The sequence below is a fragment of the Actinomycetospora sp. ABD4_176 genome, assembly GCF_056311855.1.
In genome coordinates this window covers 4,121,236-4,138,829 of the sequence record NZ_CM149974.1, presented here as the reverse complement: position 1 = coordinate 4,138,829, position 17,594 = coordinate 4,121,236, and the positions used below count along the sequence as shown (strand labels likewise).

The window sequence follows — 17,594 nt, the reverse complement described above, 5'->3', positions numbered from 1 at the left end:
CGGCTGCGCGCTACCCCGGCCGCTGACCGACCTCCTCCCTCCCGACCGCCGTCGGCGCGGTGTCGTCGACCAGCTGCAGGTCGGCGACGTAGACCGCCTCGTCGGTGACCGCCGACGGCAGCGGCACGGTCTCGAGGCGCCGCGGATCGGCGGGCCGGTAGGTGGTGCGCCGGTACTGCCGGATCTCGCGCACGCGGTAGCGCCGTCGGCACAGCGCCACGGCCTCGCCGTGCTCGGTGCCCGCCGCGAGCTCCGGGTCGAGGTAGAGCGCGCCCTCGACCCACAATCGCCCGTCAGCGGGCTCGGCGGCGGCCCAGTTGAGCGGGAAGAGGCGCCCGTCGACGTCGAGGACGTCGACGCGGCAGGTGGACGACGCGCCCACCACGGGTGCGGCGATCACCGCGCCGCGGGCGTCGAAGCACCCGAACTCGTCGACCTTCCACACCTCGCCGTCCGAGAGCGCCGGCAGGTGCCCGGCGGCGTAGATCGCGGGCGCGACGTCGATCTCCCGACCGACCACCGCCATCGACAGCTCACCCGCCGCGAGGTGGTGCGGGAGGAGCTGGACGGTCAGCTCGCCGTCCCACCTCTCCTCACGCAGCGCCCGACGCCCGAGCGTGCGACGGACGAAATCGTCGCCCTGCTCGTGGTGCCGCCCCGCCACCATCCGGTCCTTGCCGCGCCGCGCTCGTGCCGGCTTCGCCATGTCTGCCTCCTCGGGTCTCCACGGGATTGGAGAGCCGGGAAGGCCGATCGGTTCCCTGCGCGTGGCGGCCTGTGGACAACTCAGGGCTGCACCGCGGCGAACAGGCACGGCTGCCAGGGCTCGAACGGCCTGGTGCCGCTCACGACCTGGTCGACGTACTCCTCCAGGCGGCGTGCCGAGTCCTCGGGCGTCGAGGACCAGGGGACGAAGGCGCCGGGTCTCTTGCCGACGTCGCCGGGGACGAGACGACCGTCGCGCACCAGCTGCGTGACGAGGCCGGCTGCTCGGCACAGGACCGCGAGGTCGTCGTCGCCACCTTCGTCCAGACGGACGATCCCGATCACGTGGCCCATGTCGATCCAGTCCGTCCGGGCCTCGGCAACGATGTCGTCCATCATCCGGTTCTCACTGGTCACCCGTCCTCCTCGAAGGGTCCAGCCAGACGAGCGGCGCTAGACGGCGCGACGTGCTCGGGCAGCGCGAAGCTGCATGGCTCGCCGGGCACGATGGTCTGCTCACGGGTAAGGACGCATCGCACGTACTCGTTCAGGATGTCGGCGGCTTCGTTGCGGGGGACGGTCCACGCGTCGAAGCTGATCGAGTCGTCGCCGGGCTCGCCGCACAGCAGCCGGCCTCGCCTCACGAGATCGACCACGAGGGGCCCCGCGCGACGGAGCAGCGGTAGCCGCCCTTGCCCTCCCTCCACGATCTTCACAAGAGCGACGACGTGGAGCAGGTCGATCCAGTCGTCGCGTGCCTCGTCGAGGACGTGGCGCTCGAGCTCACTGTCCGTCGTCATCGGGGCCCTCTCGGCATGTGCATCTTGACGATGCCACCGGCGTGCTCCGCCGCGGTCAGGCCGTCGACCGGCCGAGCAGCTCGGGCGTGGCGAACCAGCACACCTCACCGAGGGGGATGTAACCGTTCTCGCGGATCGTCTGCTCGGCGATCCGCCGCAACCGCGCGACGACGTCCTCGCCCGCGCCCGCCCACGGTGCGAAGCCGTCCAGCGCGAGGTCGCCCGCGACGAGGGCGCCGGCAGCGACAAGGTCCGCCGCCACGTCGACCGCCCGCTGCGACCGTACGGCTTCGCCCTGGTCGAAGCCCTCGTACTGCCCCACGCACTCGGTGATGAAGGCGAAGCTGACCCAGTCGTGCTGCGCCTCGTCGAGGATCTCCGACTCGATCGTCGTCTCGGTCATGTCGCTCACCCCATCGGCATGTGGACCTTGAAGAACCCGTTCCCGGGACTGTGTACCTCGGTGACCGGGAGTCGCGTCGACCCGGCGACCGGTCGGTACATCACCCGCGTGCCGTCCGGCAGCAGGACCATCACGCCGCCCAGCGAGGGGTCGTCGATGCGTTGCCCACCCGCCGACAGGTCGTCGAAGACCTGCCGGACCTCCTCGGGCGTGTCGACCTCGCGCGGGCGGACCTTCCGCCCCCGGGTGACACCGGACCGGCCGATGTGCGCTCCGCGCGCGACAGCGTGCTCCGCCGCGGTCAGCCCGTGGTGCCGTCCGAGAGACGGCGGCCGTCCGTCCCCGGCGTCCGACGATCCCGACGGCAGGGCGTCGGCCGCGCGTGTGGCGCGCTCGATGCGGCCCGCGGCGCCGGCTCCGCCGACCGCGGACAGCCCGAGGCCGGTCAGCGTCTCGCCCGCCCAGCGGGTCGGGTTGGTCAGCGCCTCGCCCGGGCGGAGGGCCTGCTCGATGGTCTCGGCGGGGTGGGCGACGGCGTGGGCGACGCCAGTGCCGAGGTCCCGCCAGCCGTCGACGGCCGCCGCCGGTTCGACGAGGAAGCGGGTGGGGTTGACCTGCCAGAGGAACTGCCCGGTCGCCGCGATCTCCGACCAGGCCCCGCCCGCGAGGTCCCCCAGGAACCCGCCGACCTGCTGTGCCACCGACGGCGCCGGCGGGGCGAGATCCCGGGCATGGGCGACGAGCGCAGCCGCTCGGTCGCCCGCCTCGCGGACCGCCTCCCGCGCCACCCGGAGCCGGTCGATCGCCGTGCTCCGACCGGCGGAACCGGGACCGGGCGCCCCGAGCACCTCCGCCGCGCCCCACTCCCGCACCGCGCCCGCCGCCTCGCCGCGCGCCCACTCGAGCACGTCCGCGAACTCCGTCAACGCGTCGGCGGCCTGCAGGAACGCCCCGCCCGTCCCGATCCACTGCGGCGGCACCGGGTCGAACACCCGGCGGTAGCTGTCGGCGGCCTCGCCCTGCCACGCGTCGGTGTCGATGCGGAGCAGCCCGTCGCCCGCCCCGACGAGCGCGGCCCCGAGCCGCGAGATCGTCGCCGCGGTGTCCCGGACGCGCGCCGGATCGCCGGGCAGCAGCGCCGCCGGGTCCGTCGTCTCGCCGAGCCCGGCCACCGTCGGCGTCACCGCCCCCAGCGGAACCGGTCGACGGCGAGGTCCTGCGCCTCCGCGTACGTCCGTGCGGCTTCCTGCAGGCCCCGCGCGAGCGCGTGGCCGTCGTCGGTGAGGTTGGCCAGTCCGTACGACCAGCGCGCGGTGAAGTCGGCGGTCACCGCGCCCAGTCCGTCGTGACCGAAGGCCGCCCGGTCCGGGAGGTCCTCCGCGTCGTGCTGCGCGAGCTCCTCCATGACGGCGTCGACGCCGTGCGCCGCGTCGAGCAGCGCCTGCATCACCACCTCCACGTCGGCCACGAGGTGCGACGGTAGGGAACGCCACGCCGCACCGGGTGCGGTTCGGCGAAGCCCGACGACACTGGGGCGATGGGTGATCGGGAGTCGCGCGCGGAGGACTACACCCGCGCGGTGCTGCGCATACCCCATCTCGACGGCCGGGCGCTGCTCCTGCGGCCCCGCCCGCCGGGGCAGGTCACCGGCGTCTTCCCGTTCGACGCGCCCGTCCACGTCCTCACGGCCCACAACCCGGGCGCCGCCCGGCTCGGCGACGCCGAGAACGCCGCACGTCAGGCCCGTCTCGAGGCGGACCTCGACGCGCGCGGCCTCGCGCGCCGGGCCGTCGTCGCGGGCGCCGAGGACGGGTCCCACGCCGAGGAGGGCGCGCTGGTCACGGGCCTCGACGACGAGGCGGCGCGAGCCCTCGGCGCGGCGTGGGGCCAGGACGCGGTGTTCCGGTGGAGCCGCACGGCGTGGACGGTGCTCGCCTGCGACGGCGCGCCGTCGGTGGACCTGGGGTGGGAGCTCACGGATGACCACGCCCGCGGGCAGGGGCAGGATGGCGTGAGTGAGTGACTGGAACCAGCAGATCATCGACGAGTTCCGCGCCAACGAGGGGCGGGTCGGCGGCAACTTCGAGGGCGCGCCGCTCCTCCTCCTGCACCACTTCGGGCGGAAGTCGGGCACCGAGCGCGTGACGCCGATGATGTACCAGGCCGTCGGAGACTCCTACGCGATCTTCGCGTCGAAGGCCGGCGCCGACACCCATCCCGACTGGTACCGCAACCTGCTCGAGCACCCCGACGTCAGCGCCGAGATCGGCACGGAGACCGTCGAGCTCCGCGCCCGCGACCTCGAGGCCGACGAGCGCTCCCCGATCTGGGAGAAGCAGAAGCAGGACTACCCGGGCTTCGCCGGCTACGAGGCCAAGACCGACCGCACGATCCCGGTCGTGATGCTCGACCGCCGCTGATGTCCCGCCCGGTGTGGAACAAGCTCGCCCACGAGCGGGGCGAGCTGCTCAGCCGCGACCTCGCCCCCGACGTGCACGCCGAGCGTTGGGCTCGGCGCTACGACGGCGCGGTGGGCGAGCTCAACCGCTGGGTCGACCACGTCCGGGACACCACCTACGAGAACCTCCCCTACCTCGACCCGGCGAGCGCCGCGCAGGGCGCGCGCGTGCTCGTGCTGCTCCAGGACCCATCGGGCGAGGCGGAGGAGGGCTCCGGGTTCGTCAGCCGCCACAACAACGACCCCACCGCGCACAACACCTACGTCGCCGCCGACCGCGCGAAGCTCGGCTACGACATCTCGCTGCACTGGAACGTGGTGCCGTGGTGGGTCGCGAACCCGGCGAAACCGGTGCGCTCGCTGGAGAAGGAGGCGGTGCGGGCGCAGCCGTACCTCGTCGCGCTGCTGGAGATGCTCGACCCGGCGCCCTCCGAGGTCGTGCTCCTGGGCAAGCCGGCCGCCCGCGCGTGGTCGCGGCTCGTCCGCGCGGGGCTGCCCGAGGGGTTGCGCGAGGCGACGGTCGCGACGGCGCCCCACCCCGGCCCGCTGGTGTTCCCGCGCGTCGACGCGGCGACGGGACGCGGGAACAGCGACCTCGTCGTCGAGGCGATGCGGATGGCCGGGCAGCGGGCGCGGGGGGAGAAGGTCCGGCCGGCGGCGGGCGGGCCGGCAGGGCGGCGCCGACCGTTCTGACGGAACCGACCCTGTGCGGGCGGGGATCTCGCTAGCGTCCGGGTCGACGACCGGAGGGAGGCGCCGTGACCGAGCCCCAGCCACCACCGCTGCAGGCCGACTCGCCCGCGACCCTGCCCGACGGTTCGGTCGTGCCGCGGTTCCGCCCGCCGGAGGTGGGGGGCGGGTCGTTCGCCGTCGACCTCGCCCGCGCGCCCGAGGCGATCCGGGAGCTGGAGCAGGCGCGGGACGAGCTCCTTGACATCAAGGAGGAGGCACAACGGCTCGGGCGGCTCGAACCGCCAGCCGGCGACCAGGTGAGCATCGACGCCTCACGCATCCTCGGTGCCGCAGCGGCCGGGGGAGCCGGCTCGCTCCTGGCTGCGCTGGACCAGGGCGTGCAGGAGATCGACCGATTGATCGACGCGCTTCGTCAAAGCTTCGCGCAGTACCGCGCCAACGACGAAGACGCGAGCGCGATCCTGAGTTGACCATGAGCCTCGCCCGGGTTGTGTTGACCATCCTGCTCCCCGTGTTGGTCGCGTCGTGCGCCTTGCCCAGCAGTCAGCCGCCCGAACCGTCTTCCGGTCCCGAGCGCCATGGCGCGCCTGAGGTCCACGCTCCCCGTGACGTGCGGCCCTTCGCCTCTGAGCCGTGCGCCCTCCTCACCAGCAGCCAGCTCGAAGACCTCGGGTTCACGGGGTCCGGACGTCCGCAGGTGCTCGATTCCACTGGCGAACCCTCGTGCGAATGGGGAGGTGGCCCCTCGGACCGGTCGCTCGACGTCGTCATTGTCGCGGACCGGGACGTACTCGTAGACACCTACCGCGTGCGCCTCTACGACCTCTTCCAGCCGCTCGAAATCGGCGGTCTTCCCGCAGTGAACGAACAGTCCGCACCCGACGGGGTCTCCTGCACCATCACTGTCGGCACCGCTCCCGATCAGGGGCTCGTCACGACCTACACACAGCTCAGCGGCGGACGGGCGGACGACCCGTGCGGTCAGGGGCAGCGCGTCGTCGAGCAGATCGTCGCTTCGTTGCCACCGCTGGGCGGCAAGTGACCACACCCCGCGCATTGGCCAACAACCTCGTCTCGCTCCCGCCCTCGGCCGGCACGACGGTGCTGGTCGGCGTCGACGGTTTCTCGGGCGCCGGCAAGACCGCGCTGGCCGGGGACCTGGCCCGCCACGACGGCATCGCGGTCGTCTCGATCGAGGAGTTCTACCTCGGCTGGGAGGGGCTGGCCGAGGCACCGGCGCGGGCGCTCACCGGCCTGGTCGGACCCCTCCGCCACGGCGAGACCCCGAGCTGGCGTCCCTGGGACTGGGAGCACGACCGCGAGGGCCCGACCCAGGAGGGCCCCCTCCCCACCCGCGTCGTCGTCCTCGAGGGATGCGGCGCCGGAGCCCGCGCGCTGCGGGAGCACCAGGCCCTCACGGTGTGGGTCGACGCCGACCCGCCAGAGCGGGAGCGGCGTCTGCGCGCCCGCGAGGACTGGCCGCTCTACGCGCCGCACCGGGTCGCGTGGCGTCGCACCGAGGAGGCGCTCGCAGAGCGGGAGGGGCTGCCGGACGCCGCGGACCTAGTCGTCCGTCGTCGCCCGGACGGGTCGCTGGACACCGAGCCGTCGTGTCACCGATGAGGTCGCGTGTGCTCCCTGTGGGTACCGTCCGGGGTGTGAGCGCGACGACGGACGACGTCCCCCGCCCCACGCCGGACGTCTCCCCTGCCGACGCCGAGCGTTGGCGCGAGGTCGCGCAGTGGAAGGACCGCGAGCTGCAGGGCCCGTCGGGCCTGTTCAGCCCGGTCGTCAACGGCATCTCCGGCATCCGCACCGAGGTCACCTCGCTGCTGCGCCGGGTGCCGGGCGTGTCCCAGGTCGACGAGAGCGTGCAGGGCGTGCTCCACCAGCTCGCGGCGGCCGGCGCCGGGGCGGGCGCGGCGACGCTGCGTCGCGAGGCCGTGTTCGCCGACTTCCGCGCGCAGGGCCACGACGTCACCGACTTCAAGCACATCCGCCGCCTCGACATCGCCGACGTCGAGAACGTGATGCCGCGTCTCGATCTCGGCTACACGGTGTTCGCGGGCGTCCAGGGTGGCGTCACCGGCTTCCTCACCGGCACCGGCGTGACCGCCGCGGCCGGCGGCACCACCGGCGCGGGCCTGGGCAGCATCCCGGGGATCGCGGTCATGGTGGCGACGCTGACCGGCGACACGGTGCTCACGGTCGCGTCCTGCACACGGGCGGTCGCGCACGTCGCGGCCTACCACGGCTACGACGGCACGAAGCGGTCCGAGCAGATCATCGCGCTGGCGGTGCTGTCCGTCGGGCTGTCCTCCGACGAGGACTCGCCCGCGGCGTACCAGGAGCTCGCCGAGCTGATCACGGCGAAGACCGAGGAGAACCAGAAGCGCAAGCAGCAGCAGGCCCAGATCAAGCGTCTGGGGCACGCGGTCTACCAGCGCCTGCTGAGCCAGATCGGGCAGCGGGAGCTCGCGCAGCTGGTGCCGGTCCTCGGGATCGGGGTCGGCGCGGTGCTGTCGGCGCGGCTGCTGGCGAAGGTGGTCGACACCGCCGAGCACCTGTACCGCGAGCGCTTCCTCCACGACAAGTACGAGCTGCCCTTCGGCGTCGACCTGCCCTTCGACCCGGCGAGCTACCGACCCTACGTCGACGGCGAGCCCGACGACGGCGGCGAGGACCTGGACGACGAGGGCGACGAGATCTTCGCCGGCGCCTGAGCCCGTTCGGCGGGTGCCGGCCGCCTCAGCCCTCGGTGATCGAAGTACCGATACGGACACTCAACGTCAGCAACGGCACTTCGCTGACACCCCGGGTCAGGAGCGGTCGGCGGCGGCCGCGAGGTGGGCGCGGACGTCGGCGACGGTCGTGAAGACCTGGTAGCCGAGGTCGCGGAGACGCTCGCGGGCCGGGTCGCGGACCTCCGGCGCGAGGAGCACCGGCGGCGCCAGGGCGCGTCGGCTGATGCCCGTCGGCCACAGGGCCTCGGCGTCGGTGAGCACCCCGCCGCCGCGGGGGTCGTGCACGCGCGCGTCGCGGCGCGGGGGCGGGAAGCCCTGGGCGGCGAGGTCGGCCACGAGGTCGTCGAGGGTCTCGGGCGCGTCCGACCCCTCGGCCCCGATCACCGCCCGCCCCGAGCGCCCGCGCCGCGGTCGGTACTCGGTGTGGTCCGCGGGCGCCGACTCGACGACGGCGAGCGGCCCGGTCGGCGCCGACGGGGTGATGCCGGCGGCCGCCGCGGCCTCGAGCACCGGGGTGATCGCGTCCTGCGGGTCGCCCAGGTAGCGCGACTCGGCGATCCGGACCACGGGCCAGCCGCAGCGGCGCAGGTCGTGCTCGGCCTCGACGTCGGCGCGGGTGGCGGGGCGCCGCTGTTCGTCGCCGTCGCAGAGGACCGCCAGCCGCCCGCTCGCGCCGGTGACGACGAGGTCGAGCACCCGTCCGTGCACCTCCACCTGCGGCACGACCGCGAACCCCAGCTCCGAGAGGTCCGCGAACACGCGCTGCGCGAACAGGCTGCCGAACGCCGGGTGCCGGCGCTCGCGGTCCACCTCGGCGGGCGCGGGGCGGTTCTCCGGCGCGCCCGCGGAGCCGTCGGGCTCGCTGGCGGTGACGTGTTCGAGGAGCTTGCGACGCAGGTCGGCCGCGGCGAGATCCTCGGCGTGCACGGAGTGGAACAGCCACATCTGGTCGCGCGCCCGCGACGCCGCGACGTTGAACGCCTGCCGGTAGCGCTCGGCCGTCAGGGCCACGAGGCGGTGGCCGGGCGCGACCACCATCGAGAGCCACACGACGTCGCGCTCGTCGCCCTGGAAGTCGGCGGCCACGCCGACCCGCAGCCGGCGCCGTTCCCAGGTCTCGACGTCGAGCCGCTCGCGCAGCAGGCCCTCGATCAGCTCCACCTGCCCGTGGCCCTGCAGCACGACCACCCCGAACGTCGCGCCCGCGTAGGCGGGGTCGGCGGCGCACCGCGCGACGGCGTCGACGAGCGCGGCGGCCTCGGCGTCGTTGGCCAGCGACGACCCCTGCCCGCGCACCGCGGCGTCGGGCACGAACGTCGCGCGCAGCGGCGGCAGGCGGTCGGCCCCGAACTGGCGCAACGGGACCAGGGGCGCGTCCGCCTCGCCCGGCCCCGCGTAGAACTCCCGCGACGACCAGCCGACGATCTCGGGCATCGACCGGAAGTGCTCGCGCAGCCGGATCGGCGGCCCGAACGTCGCCCGGAACACTGAGAAGACGCTGGCCCGCGGCGTGAACTGGCTGCGCAGGTAGAAGGGCACCTCGGGCAGGTCGGTCTCCAGCCGCGCGAACGCGGGCTCGAGCGACCCGCCGCCCACGTCGGCGGGGGTGCACTGCCGGTCGTCGCCGACGACGATCACCCGCGGCGCGAGCCACAGCAGGAACAGGCTGGTCAGGTCGGCCTGGCTGGCCTCGTCGACGATCACGACGTCGAACGCGTCCGGGCGCGGCTCGACGGCGGCGAGTACCTCGCGGATCGGCATCACCCACGCCGGCACGGCGTCGCGGGCGACCTCGACGGCCTCGCGGGCGGCCTGGCGGTAGCGGTCGGCGTGACGTCCGGTGCCGCGTCCGACCGCGGCGACCGAGGCCCGGTGGCTCTGCAGCGCGCGCATCTGCTCGGCGGTGATCCGGCCCAGGCACGCCCGCCACGCCTGCGCCGCCGCCAGCTTCGCGGTGAGCCGGGCGAGCTCGACGTCGAGGTCGGCGAGACGGTCGGGCGCGTCCTCGGCCGCCGCCCACCCCCGCGTGCGCGCCGCCGCCCGCGCGTAGGCCCAGGCGTGCTCGAAGCGCTCCTCGCGGTCGGGCCAGGGCTCGGTCGCGTGGGCCCGCAGCAGCGCGACCACCCCGGGCGCGGCCCGGTCGAGGCGGTCGGCGAGGGCGTCGAGACGGCGCTGGTCGCGGGCCTCGGCGTGCGCGGACTCGACCGCGGCCACCGCCTCGGCGTAGGCGTCGGCGTCGCGGCGGCGCAGGGCGTCGAGGACCGCGACGAGCTCGGGCGCCTGCCGCTCCGGCGGCACCCCGCCCTCGACGCGCTCGACGACCTCGTCGAGCTCGCCGCGTGCGAGCTCGGCGGCCCGGTGGTCGTCGACGTCGAGGGTCAGCGTCGCGAACACCCGCAGCCGCGCCAGCGAGTCGACCCGCGGGCGCTCGGCCGGCGGCAGCGCGGCGAGCAGGCGGCGCACGGCGACCACGGCCGTCAGCACCCGCCCGACGGCCAGACACGTGGCGCGCAGCGTCAGGACCTGCTCGACGAGCATCGCCCGGTGCTCCGCGCGGCGCAGCGTCCGGCCGAGGGGGCCGAAGCCCTCGGCGAGCCGGTCGGTGATCTCGAGGATGCGCAGGTGGTGGGCGATCGCGCTCGCGCCCGGGACGGTGGCGGGGCCCGCGCCGTGCAGGTGGATGCCCGCGAGGTGGGGTTCGACGGCCTTCTGCTCGTCGGGCTTGAAGACCCGCCGCGTCGTGCCGCCGTCGGCGAGGAACGCGGCGAAGCGCTCCACCACCGGCGCCGCGGCGGCCACGTCCACCGAGTCGTCGACCCGGACCTGCGCCGGGCCGGCGAGGCGGTCGTGCTCGAGCAGCGCGTCGACGGCGCTCAGCCCGTCGGTCGCGCGTCCCCACAGGTGCCCGGCGCGACCGGCGAGCACGGCGTCGGCGACCCCGTGCGCCCACTCGGCGCTGTCGTCGGAGTCCCCCGTGTCGTCGAGCTCGGCCAGCGCGTCGGCCGCCCGGCGGCTGACCGCCGGCAGGTGCGCGGCCGCGTCCGCGGGCAGTCCGCCCAGCGCGGCCACCAGCGGCCCCACGTCGCCCGACGTCGCGTCGAGCCCGCGCAGGACGGTGGCCGCGAGGTCGGCGACGTGGTCCTCCGGCGGCAGCTCCACCGGCGGCGGCAGCACCTGGCGGGCACGGTCGCGCCGCGCCGGCGTCTCGGTGGCGAGCAGCGCGCGCAGCGTCCGGAACTCGGCGACCGACAGCGGCGGCGACGGGGCCGGCTCGGTGTCGGGGTCGACGACCTCGGCGAGCCACCCGTCGCGCTCCTGCGCGCTCCGCAGCCGGCGGACGATCTCGGCGCGCGTGCCGGTCATGCCCGGTCCGAGGTCGCGCGCGACGGTGGTCTCGGCGGCGCGCTCGGCGACGAGGGCGTCGAGCGCGGCCTCCCGGTCGGCGAGGAGGGCGTCGCGGCGCAGGACGAGGTCCGCGACGGCGTGGTCGGCCTCGTCGGGGTCGAACTCGGTGCTGCGCGTGGCGAGCCCGGCGATGCCCGCGCCGAGCCCCGGGTCCTCGTCGGCGTCGGCGAGCGACACGCACAGGTCGCGCATCTCCGGGGGCAGCTTGTCGCGCAGCACCCGCAGCGCCTGGGCCTTCTCGCTGGTCACGAGGACGCGGCGGCCCTCGGCGAGCAGGGCGCAGAGGAGGTTCGCGATGGTGTGGGTCTTGCCGGTGCCCGGCGGTCCCTCGACGACGACGCCCGAGTCGCGGCCCAGCCGCCCGAGGATCCGGCTCTGCGCGGCGCCCACCGGCAGCGGGAAGAGCGGGTCGGTGACCGGGGGCTCGTCGTGACCGGTGCGGGCGAGCCACGCGGCCCGGTCGGTCGGCTCGATGGCGGCGACGAGCTGGGCCAGGCCGACGGGCAGGGGACGCGTGCCGTCGGCGAGGTCGGCGACCATCGCGTCGTAGAAGGTGCGCAGCGCGGCGGCCCCGCGGCGACGGGCGAGCAGCGCCGGCGCGGGCACGAGGGCGGTGCCGGGGCCGGTGGGACCGATCCAGTCGTCGCCGCGGGTGTGCTCCACGCGCAGGTGACGGTCGGCCCAGCCGGCGAGGATCCCGACGAGGTCGGGGTCGAGCGGTGAGGGCGCCTCCTGCTCGGCCGGCGCGGCGTCGTCGACGAGGCCGGTGCCGACGAGCAGCTCCTCGTCCTCCCAGCGCGCGGCGTCGCCGGCGAGGGTGACGACCATCGCGTCGGCGTCCCGCTCGATGCGCACCGGGCGGGTCAGCAGGTGCACGCGCACGTCGTGGTCGGGGGCGTGCAGCAGGCCGCCGGCGAGGACGAGCTCGACGGCCTCGGGCTGGTCCGCGGCGGCGCGCATCAGGTCGAACAGCGCGTCGAACGTCGCCCGCATCGGGCCCTCGGCGGAAGCCCGGAGGATCTCGTCGCCGGCCTCGCGGGGGCGGCGGATCGCGCCCTGGTCGGCCACCTCCACCAGGGGGAGCGCGCCCACGTGGTGGCGGGTGTGGCGCACCGGGCGGGCCCGCGCGAGCGCCACCCGGCGCAGGACGCCGACGAAGCGCTGGACGCGGTCGCGCAGGGCGGGGTCGTGCTCGGGGAGGTCCTGCGGGCTCGCGGCGGCGCGGACCGGCTCCTGCGGCACGCCCACGACCACGCTGCTCCCTCCCGTCCGAGGTCCTCCCCGACGGCCCAGCGTCGCATCCTGCCCCGGTGGCGGGGCGCCTGCCCTGCCGTCGGGCCATCCGTGGGTCGATGTCGGTCGGCGGTGGAACCCCGCAGGTCCCGGCTGCGTCGAACCGGAGTGACGGGACGGTCGTCGGCACGCGACGGCACGGGCAGGGAGGGTGCATGGGCACGGCGGACGAGCCGCGGGAGGCCGCGCGCTTCGTGACGGGGCTCGCGGCGGCGGGCGGGCGCGGCGAGGACGCCGCGGCCGTGCTGCGGGCGCGGTACGGGGCGTCGCGCGCGCTGATGGCGGGCGCGGAGGTGGCGCTGCTCGACGCCGCCGACGCGCTGCACGCCCGCGGGTGGGGCGCGCGCGACGTCACCGAGGTGGTGCGCCGCCGGCTCTCCGCGGGGCGGGTGGTGCTGGCGGTCGACGTCCTGGGCGCCGCCGCGGCCCGCCGACCCCGCGGCGAGGCCGACCTCGCCGAGCTGGACGCCGAGCCGCCCGCCCGGGACGTACCGCTGGTGGCGCAGTGGTCCTCGGTGCGCGGCCTCGACCCCGACGACGCGCTGGCCGCGGCCGTCGCGCTCGTCGGGCTCCTGCGCTCGCTGCCGACGCTGCCCCGGCTCGGCGCGGAGGAGCGCGCGCCGACGGGGGTCGACGCGCGGGTCCTCGCGCGGGTGCGGGGGCTGCTGGCCAAGGCGGAGTCCACCGAGTACCCCGAGGAGGCCGAGGCGCTCTCGGCGAAGGCCCAGGAGCTGATGGGACGCCACGCCCTCGAGCAGGCGCTGGTCGCCGGCCCCGCGACGTCGGCGCCGCGGGCCGCCGCGCGGCGCCTGTGGCTCGACCCGCCCTACGCGAACGCGAAGTCGAGCCTCGTGCACCAGGTGGCGGCGGCCAACCGGTGCCGGGCGGTGAGCCTGCCGTCGCTCGACATGGTCACGGTGGTCGGGCACGCCGCGGACCTCGCGACGGTGGAGCTGCTGGTCACCTCGCTGCTCGTCCAGGCCGACCGCGCGATGCTGGCGGCACGCGACGGGTCGGTGGCCCGGTCGCGGACGCGATCGTTCCGTCACGCCTTCCTGCTCGCCTACGCCGCACGCATCGGCGAGCGCCTCACCGCCGCCAGCCACGAGGCCCAGGCGCACGCGCGCGCCGAGCTGGGCGAGGGCCTGCTGCCGGTGCTCGCGGCGCGGGCGGAGGTCGTCGAGCGGACCGTGGGCGAGCTGTTCCCGCGCCTGACCCGGCGGCGGTTCAGTGTCGGCAACGGCGACGGCTGGGCCGCCGGACGCGCCGCCGCCGACGCCGCGAGCCTCACCCCGGGGCGCGAGGCGCTCGCCGACCAGCAGGGGTGAGGATGCACGGGTGCCCGGCAACCGCGAGCGACGCGCCGCCAAGCAGCGACGGCGGGACGCCAAACGGGGCCACGCGCCCTCGCAGGCCGCGCAGACCGGGCAGACCGAGGACGCGGGCCTGCCGCCGGAGTCGTTGCAGGCGCTGCTGCGGCGCGCCGCAGCCGACCTCGCCGGCGGCGACGAGGGCGCGCTCACCGAGCTGCGCCACGTCCTCGCCGAGCACCTCGCGCGGCGCCGGGAGCGGGTGCTGGCCGCGTGCGACGCGGTCACCGCCGAGGTGAGGGTCCCGCCGGGCGCCGACGGTGCCGGCAGTGCCGACGGCGCCGACGGTGCTGGCGCTGCCGATGGTGCCGACGGCCTGGGCGCGGCCCTGGCGCGCGGGGAGACGGTGTCGGCGTGGGCCGAGCGCGCGGGCGCGCGCACCGAGGAGGCGGCGGTCGCGACGGTCCGGCTGCTCGCGAGCGTGAACCGACCGTTGACCTGAACAATGGTCGAGGTCCTACGTTCGGTGCCATGACCGAGACCGAGCAGACCGTCCAGCTCGCGGTGGTGATCGGCAGCGTCCGCGAGGGCCGCTTCGGTCCCGTCGTGGCCCGGTGGTTCGCCGAGCGGGCACGACGACGTCCCGGGCGGCCCGGGTTCTCCGTGGACGTCGTCGACCTGCTCGAGACCGGACCGGACGCCGGGTTCGCCGAGCGCATCGAAGCCGCGGACGCCGTCGTCATCGTGACCCCGGAGTACAACCACAGCTTCCCGGGCCCGCTGAAGACCGCTCTCGACGCGACGGGCGGCGAGTGGCGCGCCAAGCCCGTCGGGTTCGTCGCCTACGGCGGGCTGTCGGGCGGGTTGCGGGCGGTGGAACAGCTGCGGCCGGTCCTCGCCGAGCTGCACGCCGTTGGGCTGCGCGACACGGTCAGCTTCCACGGCGCGTCCGGGGCGTTCGACAGCGCGGGACGGCCCCGCGAGGACGCCGCGGACGCCGCCGCCACGGTGCTGCTCGACGCCCTGGCGTGGTGGGCGCCGACGCTGCGCCGCGCCCGCGACGAGCAGGCCGCGGGGGTCTGACGTGACCGAGCACGGCACACACCAGCCGGCCCCCCGCCCCTATCCCGGTCAGGAGCTCTCGGTCGGCGAGGTCGCCGAGCGTTCCGGGGTCGCGGTCTCCGCGCTGCACTTCTACGAGCGCGAGGGCCTGATCCACAGCCGGCGCACGCCCGGCAACCAGCGACGCTTCCGCCGCGAGGTGCTGCGGCGGCTGTCGTTCATCCGCATCGCGCAGCGCGTCGGCATCCCGCTCGCAGAGATCCGGTCGGCGCTCGACGCGTTGCCCGACGGTCGCACGCCGACCCGCAAGGACTGGGAGACGCTCTCGGCGCAGTGGCGCTCCGAGCTCGACGACCGCATCCGCCGGCTCCAGCAGCTGCGCGACGACTTCACCGGCTGCATCGGCTGCGGGTGCCTCTCGCTCGACCGCTGCGGCCTGGTGAACCCGCACGACCGGCTCAGCGCCGAGGGGCCGGGGCCTCGCCGGCTGGCGGGTTAGAGGACCCGCACCCGCCCCGGCGGCGGGGCGGGGACCGCGTCGGGGTGCAGGGCGTGCGCGATCGCCTCGATCCCGTCGACCAGCCGCGGACCGGCCCGCACCACGTACGACGCGGAGTCGACGGCGACGAGCGGCACGCCGGGGACCCGCTCGCGCACGACCTCCGCCTGGGCGACCGCGTCGTCGAGCCCGAAGCCGCAGGGCGCGACGAGCACGAGGTCGGGCGGGTCGTCGGCGATCTCCTCCCAGGTCGTCGCCACGCTGCGCCCGCCGTCGATCCCGGCGACCGGCTCGCCGCCCGCGCGCCGGACCATCGCCGGCACCCAGTGCCCGGGCAGGAACGGCGGGTCGACCCACTCGAGGGCGAGGACCCGCGGTCGCGGCCGGTCGGCGAGGGCGGTCTGCACGCTGTCCAGGCGCCGGCGCAGCTCGCCGACCAGCGCGGCCCCCGCGTCGGGCACGCCCGCGGCGTTCGCGACCGCCGCGACGGCGTCGAGCACCTCGTCGAGGGTGTGCGGGTCGATGGTGAGGACCCGGGCGTCGATCGCCAGCTCGCCGAGCGCCTCGGACACCGTCGCCTCCGGCAGCGCGCAGACCCGGCACAGGTCCTGGGTGAGCACGAGGTCCGGGGCCGCGGCGCGCAGGGCCTCGCGGTCCAGCGCGTACTGCGGCAGCCCCGCGGCGGCACGCTCGCGGACCACGGCGTCGATCTCCCCGGGCGTCAGCCCGGAGGGCAGCGCCGTGTCGACGACGACCGGCCGCCGCTCGCGGATGCCGGCCGGCTCGTCGCACTCGAAGGTGACGGCGACCAGGTCGTCGGCGAGCCCCAGCGCGCCCACGATCTCCGTGGCCGCGGGCAGCAGCGACGCGATCCGCATGCCCCTATGTGAGCACTTCTTGCGGCTATAGGCGTGGAAAGTGCTCACATACCCAGGAGCGGGCGGGGATCGAAGACCGCGCGGATGGTCCGCGCGCGGCCGTCGACGACGTGGGCCCAGTTGACGGTGAGCAGCGGGGCGTCGGTGGCGCTGGTGTGCAGGTCGTAGACGGTGAGCACGTCGGGGCCGTCGACGAAGACGTGCCGGACCTCCACGTCCGTCACGATCGACAGCAGCCCGTGCAGGCTCGCGACGTTGTCCTCGAGGCCCTCGACGTGGCCCATCGGACCGTCGAAGACGACGTCGGCGGCGAGGACGTCGCGCAGCGACTCGGCGTCGTGGCGGCGCCAGCCGTCGAAGTAGGCGGTCATGGTCTCGGCGGGGGTGCGCATGGCTCCAGCGTCGAACGGCTCGCTCCAGAAGTCGAAGAGCTGCTCCGACTCCCTGCTACAACTGCGGCTTATGGAGCTGCACCAGCTGCGCTACCTCGTCGCCGTCGCCGAGGAGGGCGGGTTCACGCGAGCCGCGGCGCGCGAGCACGTCGCGCAGCCCGGCATCAGCGCGCAGATCGCGCGGCTGGAGCGCGAGCTGGGGCAGGTGCTGTTCGACCGGTCGGCGCGCGGGGTGCGGCTCACGCCCGCCGGGGAGGCCGTCCTGCCCCACGCGCGGGCGGCGCTGGCGGCGGTCACCCACGTCCGCGACACCGCCGACGAGCTCGCCGGCCTGGTCCGCGGGCAAGTGGCCGTCGGCATGGTGCGCGGGGGCGGCGTCGTCGACCTCCCCGGCCTGCTCGGCGCCTTCCACCGCGAGCACCCCGGCGTCGCGATCCGGCTGGTCGAGGACGCCACCGACGCCCTGCTCGACGGCCTGCGCCGCCACGACCTCGACCTCGCCTGGGTCGGGCGCCACGGCGACCCGCCCGCGGACCTCGCCGTCGACGTCGTGCTCGACGTGCCGCTGGTCGCGGCCTTCCCGCCGACGGACGCGCCGACCCGCGTGACGATCGCCCAGCTCGCCCAGCACACCGTCGTCGCCCTGCCCGTCGGCGCGGGCGTGCGGGCGGCGCTCGACCGGGCGGCCGCCGACGCGGGCGTCGCGCTCCACCCGGCGCTGGAGGCGGGCACGCCGACGGTTCTCGCCGACCTCGCCGCGCAGGGCCTCGGCATCGCCGTCGTCCCCGCCTCCGCGCTGACCGGCCGGGACGACGTGTGCGCGGTGCCGATCATTCCCGAGGTGCGCGCCGTCATCGACCTCGCCCACCGCCGCGACGCGCCGCTGAGCCCGGCCGCGCGCGCCCTGCTCGACCGCGCCCGGCCCGCGACGGCCTGACTCGCCCGCCTCACC

21 protein-coding genes are annotated in these 17,594 nt (G+C 75.9%); 12 read left to right on the top strand and 9 right to left on the bottom strand.

All coding sequences use genetic code 11. The annotated features are described in order from the left end of the window. Nucleotides 1–10 precede the first annotated feature (10 nt). The 6 genes from ACYX4T_RS20050 to ACYX4T_RS20025 form a co-directional block, all read right to left on the bottom strand. Nucleotides 11–706, bottom strand: a complete 696-nt coding sequence (locus ACYX4T_RS20050; protein WP_476011035.1) for a hypothetical protein — start codon at nt 704–706, stop codon at nt 11–13. Between the two features lie 80 nt (nt 707–786). Next, entirely contained in the window at nt 787–1,122 is a 336-nt protein-coding gene (locus ACYX4T_RS20045; RefSeq protein WP_476011034.1) for a hypothetical protein, read from the bottom strand. After that, nucleotides 1,119–1,505 carry a hypothetical protein gene (locus tag ACYX4T_RS20040; RefSeq protein WP_476011033.1) on the bottom strand — a complete coding sequence of 129 codons (387 nt, stop codon included), beginning with the start codon at nt 1,503–1,505 and terminating at the stop codon, nt 1,119–1,121. Before ACYX4T_RS20040 ends, ACYX4T_RS20045 begins: the two co-directional genes overlap by 4 nt. Before the next feature lie 55 nt (nt 1,506–1,560). After that, nucleotides 1,561–1,908: a hypothetical protein gene (locus ACYX4T_RS20035; protein WP_476011032.1), complete on the bottom strand. Its 348-nt coding sequence runs from the start codon at nt 1,906–1,908 to the stop codon at nt 1,561–1,563. A 5-nt stretch (nt 1,909–1,913) separates the two neighbouring features. After that, nucleotides 1,914–3,092: a putative T7SS-secreted protein gene (locus ACYX4T_RS20030; protein ID WP_476011031.1), complete on the bottom strand. Its 1,179-nt coding sequence runs from the start codon at nt 3,090–3,092 to the stop codon at nt 1,914–1,916. After that, nucleotides 3,089–3,376 carry a hypothetical protein gene (locus ACYX4T_RS20025; RefSeq protein ID WP_476011030.1) on the bottom strand — a complete coding sequence of 96 codons (288 nt, stop codon included), beginning with the start codon at nt 3,374–3,376 and terminating at the stop codon, nt 3,089–3,091. Before ACYX4T_RS20025 ends, ACYX4T_RS20030 begins: the two co-directional genes overlap by 4 nt. Before the next feature lie 69 nt (nt 3,377–3,445). Here ACYX4T_RS20025 and ACYX4T_RS20020 point away from each other — a divergent pair, with 69 nt between their 5' ends. The 7 genes from ACYX4T_RS20020 (at nt 3,446) to ACYX4T_RS19990 (ending at nt 7,782) form a co-directional block, all read left to right on the top strand. Continuing rightward, on the top strand, nt 3,446–3,931 hold the full coding sequence (locus ACYX4T_RS20020) for a DUF3293 domain-containing protein (protein WP_476011029.1): 486 nt from the start codon (nt 3,446–3,448) through the stop codon (nt 3,929–3,931). Continuing rightward, the gene (locus ACYX4T_RS20015) at nt 3,924–4,328 is read left to right on the top strand and encodes a nitroreductase family deazaflavin-dependent oxidoreductase (RefSeq protein ID WP_476011028.1); all 405 of its coding nucleotides are present in this window, start codon (nt 3,924–3,926) and stop codon (nt 4,326–4,328) included. The genes ACYX4T_RS20020 and ACYX4T_RS20015 overlap by 8 nt, the downstream gene beginning before the upstream one ends. Beyond that, nucleotides 4,328–5,059, top strand: a complete 732-nt coding sequence (locus ACYX4T_RS20010; RefSeq protein WP_476011027.1) for a uracil-DNA glycosylase family protein — start codon at nt 4,328–4,330, stop codon at nt 5,057–5,059. Before ACYX4T_RS20015 ends, ACYX4T_RS20010 begins: the two co-directional genes overlap by 1 nt. 65 nt (nt 5,060–5,124) lie before the next feature. Continuing rightward, nucleotides 5,125–5,529: a PE domain-containing protein gene (locus ACYX4T_RS20005; protein ID WP_476011026.1), complete on the top strand. Its 405-nt coding sequence runs from the start codon at nt 5,125–5,127 to the stop codon at nt 5,527–5,529. A 2-nt stretch (nt 5,530–5,531) separates the two neighbouring features. Then, the gene (locus ACYX4T_RS20000; protein WP_476011025.1) at nt 5,532–6,101 is read left to right on the top strand and encodes a DUF3558 domain-containing protein; all 570 of its coding nucleotides are present in this window, start codon (nt 5,532–5,534) and stop codon (nt 6,099–6,101) included. Beyond that, a complete protein-coding gene (locus ACYX4T_RS19995; protein ID WP_476011024.1) occupies nt 6,098–6,682 on the top strand; it encodes a uridine kinase family protein in 585 nt (194 codons plus the stop codon). The genes ACYX4T_RS20000 and ACYX4T_RS19995 overlap by 4 nt, the downstream gene beginning before the upstream one ends. A 35-nt stretch (nt 6,683–6,717) precedes the next feature. Beyond that, a complete protein-coding gene (locus ACYX4T_RS19990; RefSeq protein WP_476011023.1) occupies nt 6,718–7,782 on the top strand; it encodes an EcsC family protein in 1,065 nt (354 codons plus the stop codon). A gap of 96 nt (nt 7,783–7,878) precedes the next feature. Here ACYX4T_RS19990 and ACYX4T_RS19985 read toward each other — a convergent pair whose 3' ends face one another. Continuing rightward, on the bottom strand, nt 7,879–12,456 hold the full coding sequence (locus ACYX4T_RS19985) for an AAA domain-containing protein (protein ID WP_476011022.1): 4,578 nt from the start codon (nt 12,454–12,456) through the stop codon (nt 7,879–7,881). Nucleotides 12,457–12,656: 200 nt separating this feature from the next. Between ACYX4T_RS19985 and ACYX4T_RS19980 the strand changes: the two genes are divergently transcribed. The 4 genes from ACYX4T_RS19980 to soxR are packed head-to-tail and all read left to right on the top strand — an operon-like array spanning nt 12,657 to nt 15,372. Then, nucleotides 12,657–13,829: a DUF2786 domain-containing protein gene (locus tag ACYX4T_RS19980; protein WP_476011021.1), complete on the top strand. Its 1,173-nt coding sequence runs from the start codon at nt 12,657–12,659 to the stop codon at nt 13,827–13,829. A gap of 10 nt (nt 13,830–13,839) precedes the next feature. Further along, complete coding sequence (locus ACYX4T_RS19975) at nt 13,840–14,313, top strand: hypothetical protein (RefSeq protein ID WP_476011020.1); 474 nt, start codon at nt 13,840–13,842, stop codon at nt 14,311–14,313. Nucleotides 14,314–14,342: 29 nt separating this feature from the next. After that, the gene (locus ACYX4T_RS19970) at nt 14,343–14,894 is read left to right on the top strand and encodes an NADPH-dependent FMN reductase (RefSeq protein ID WP_476011019.1); all 552 of its coding nucleotides are present in this window, start codon (nt 14,343–14,345) and stop codon (nt 14,892–14,894) included. A gap of 1 nt (nt 14,895) precedes the next feature. Further along, entirely contained in the window at nt 14,896–15,372 is a 477-nt protein-coding gene (gene soxR / locus ACYX4T_RS19965) for a redox-sensitive transcriptional activator SoxR (protein WP_476011018.1), read from the top strand. Here the strand turns inward: soxR and ACYX4T_RS19960 are convergent. Next, nucleotides 15,369–16,298, bottom strand: coding sequence for an ABC transporter substrate-binding protein (locus ACYX4T_RS19960; RefSeq protein ID WP_476011017.1), 930 nt, complete (start codon nt 16,296–16,298; stop codon nt 15,369–15,371). The genes soxR and ACYX4T_RS19960 overlap by 4 nt on opposite strands. Further along, a complete protein-coding gene (locus ACYX4T_RS19955) occupies nt 16,295–16,642 on the bottom strand; it encodes a nuclear transport factor 2 family protein (protein ID WP_476011016.1) in 348 nt (115 codons plus the stop codon). Before ACYX4T_RS19955 ends, ACYX4T_RS19960 begins: the two co-directional genes overlap by 4 nt. A gap of 70 nt (nt 16,643–16,712) precedes the next feature. Here ACYX4T_RS19955 and ACYX4T_RS19950 point away from each other — a divergent pair, with 70 nt between their 5' ends. Then, the gene (locus tag ACYX4T_RS19950) at nt 16,713–17,579 is read left to right on the top strand and encodes a LysR family transcriptional regulator (RefSeq protein ID WP_476015318.1); all 867 of its coding nucleotides are present in this window, start codon (nt 16,713–16,715) and stop codon (nt 17,577–17,579) included. Nucleotides 17,580–17,594 lie beyond the last annotated feature (15 nt).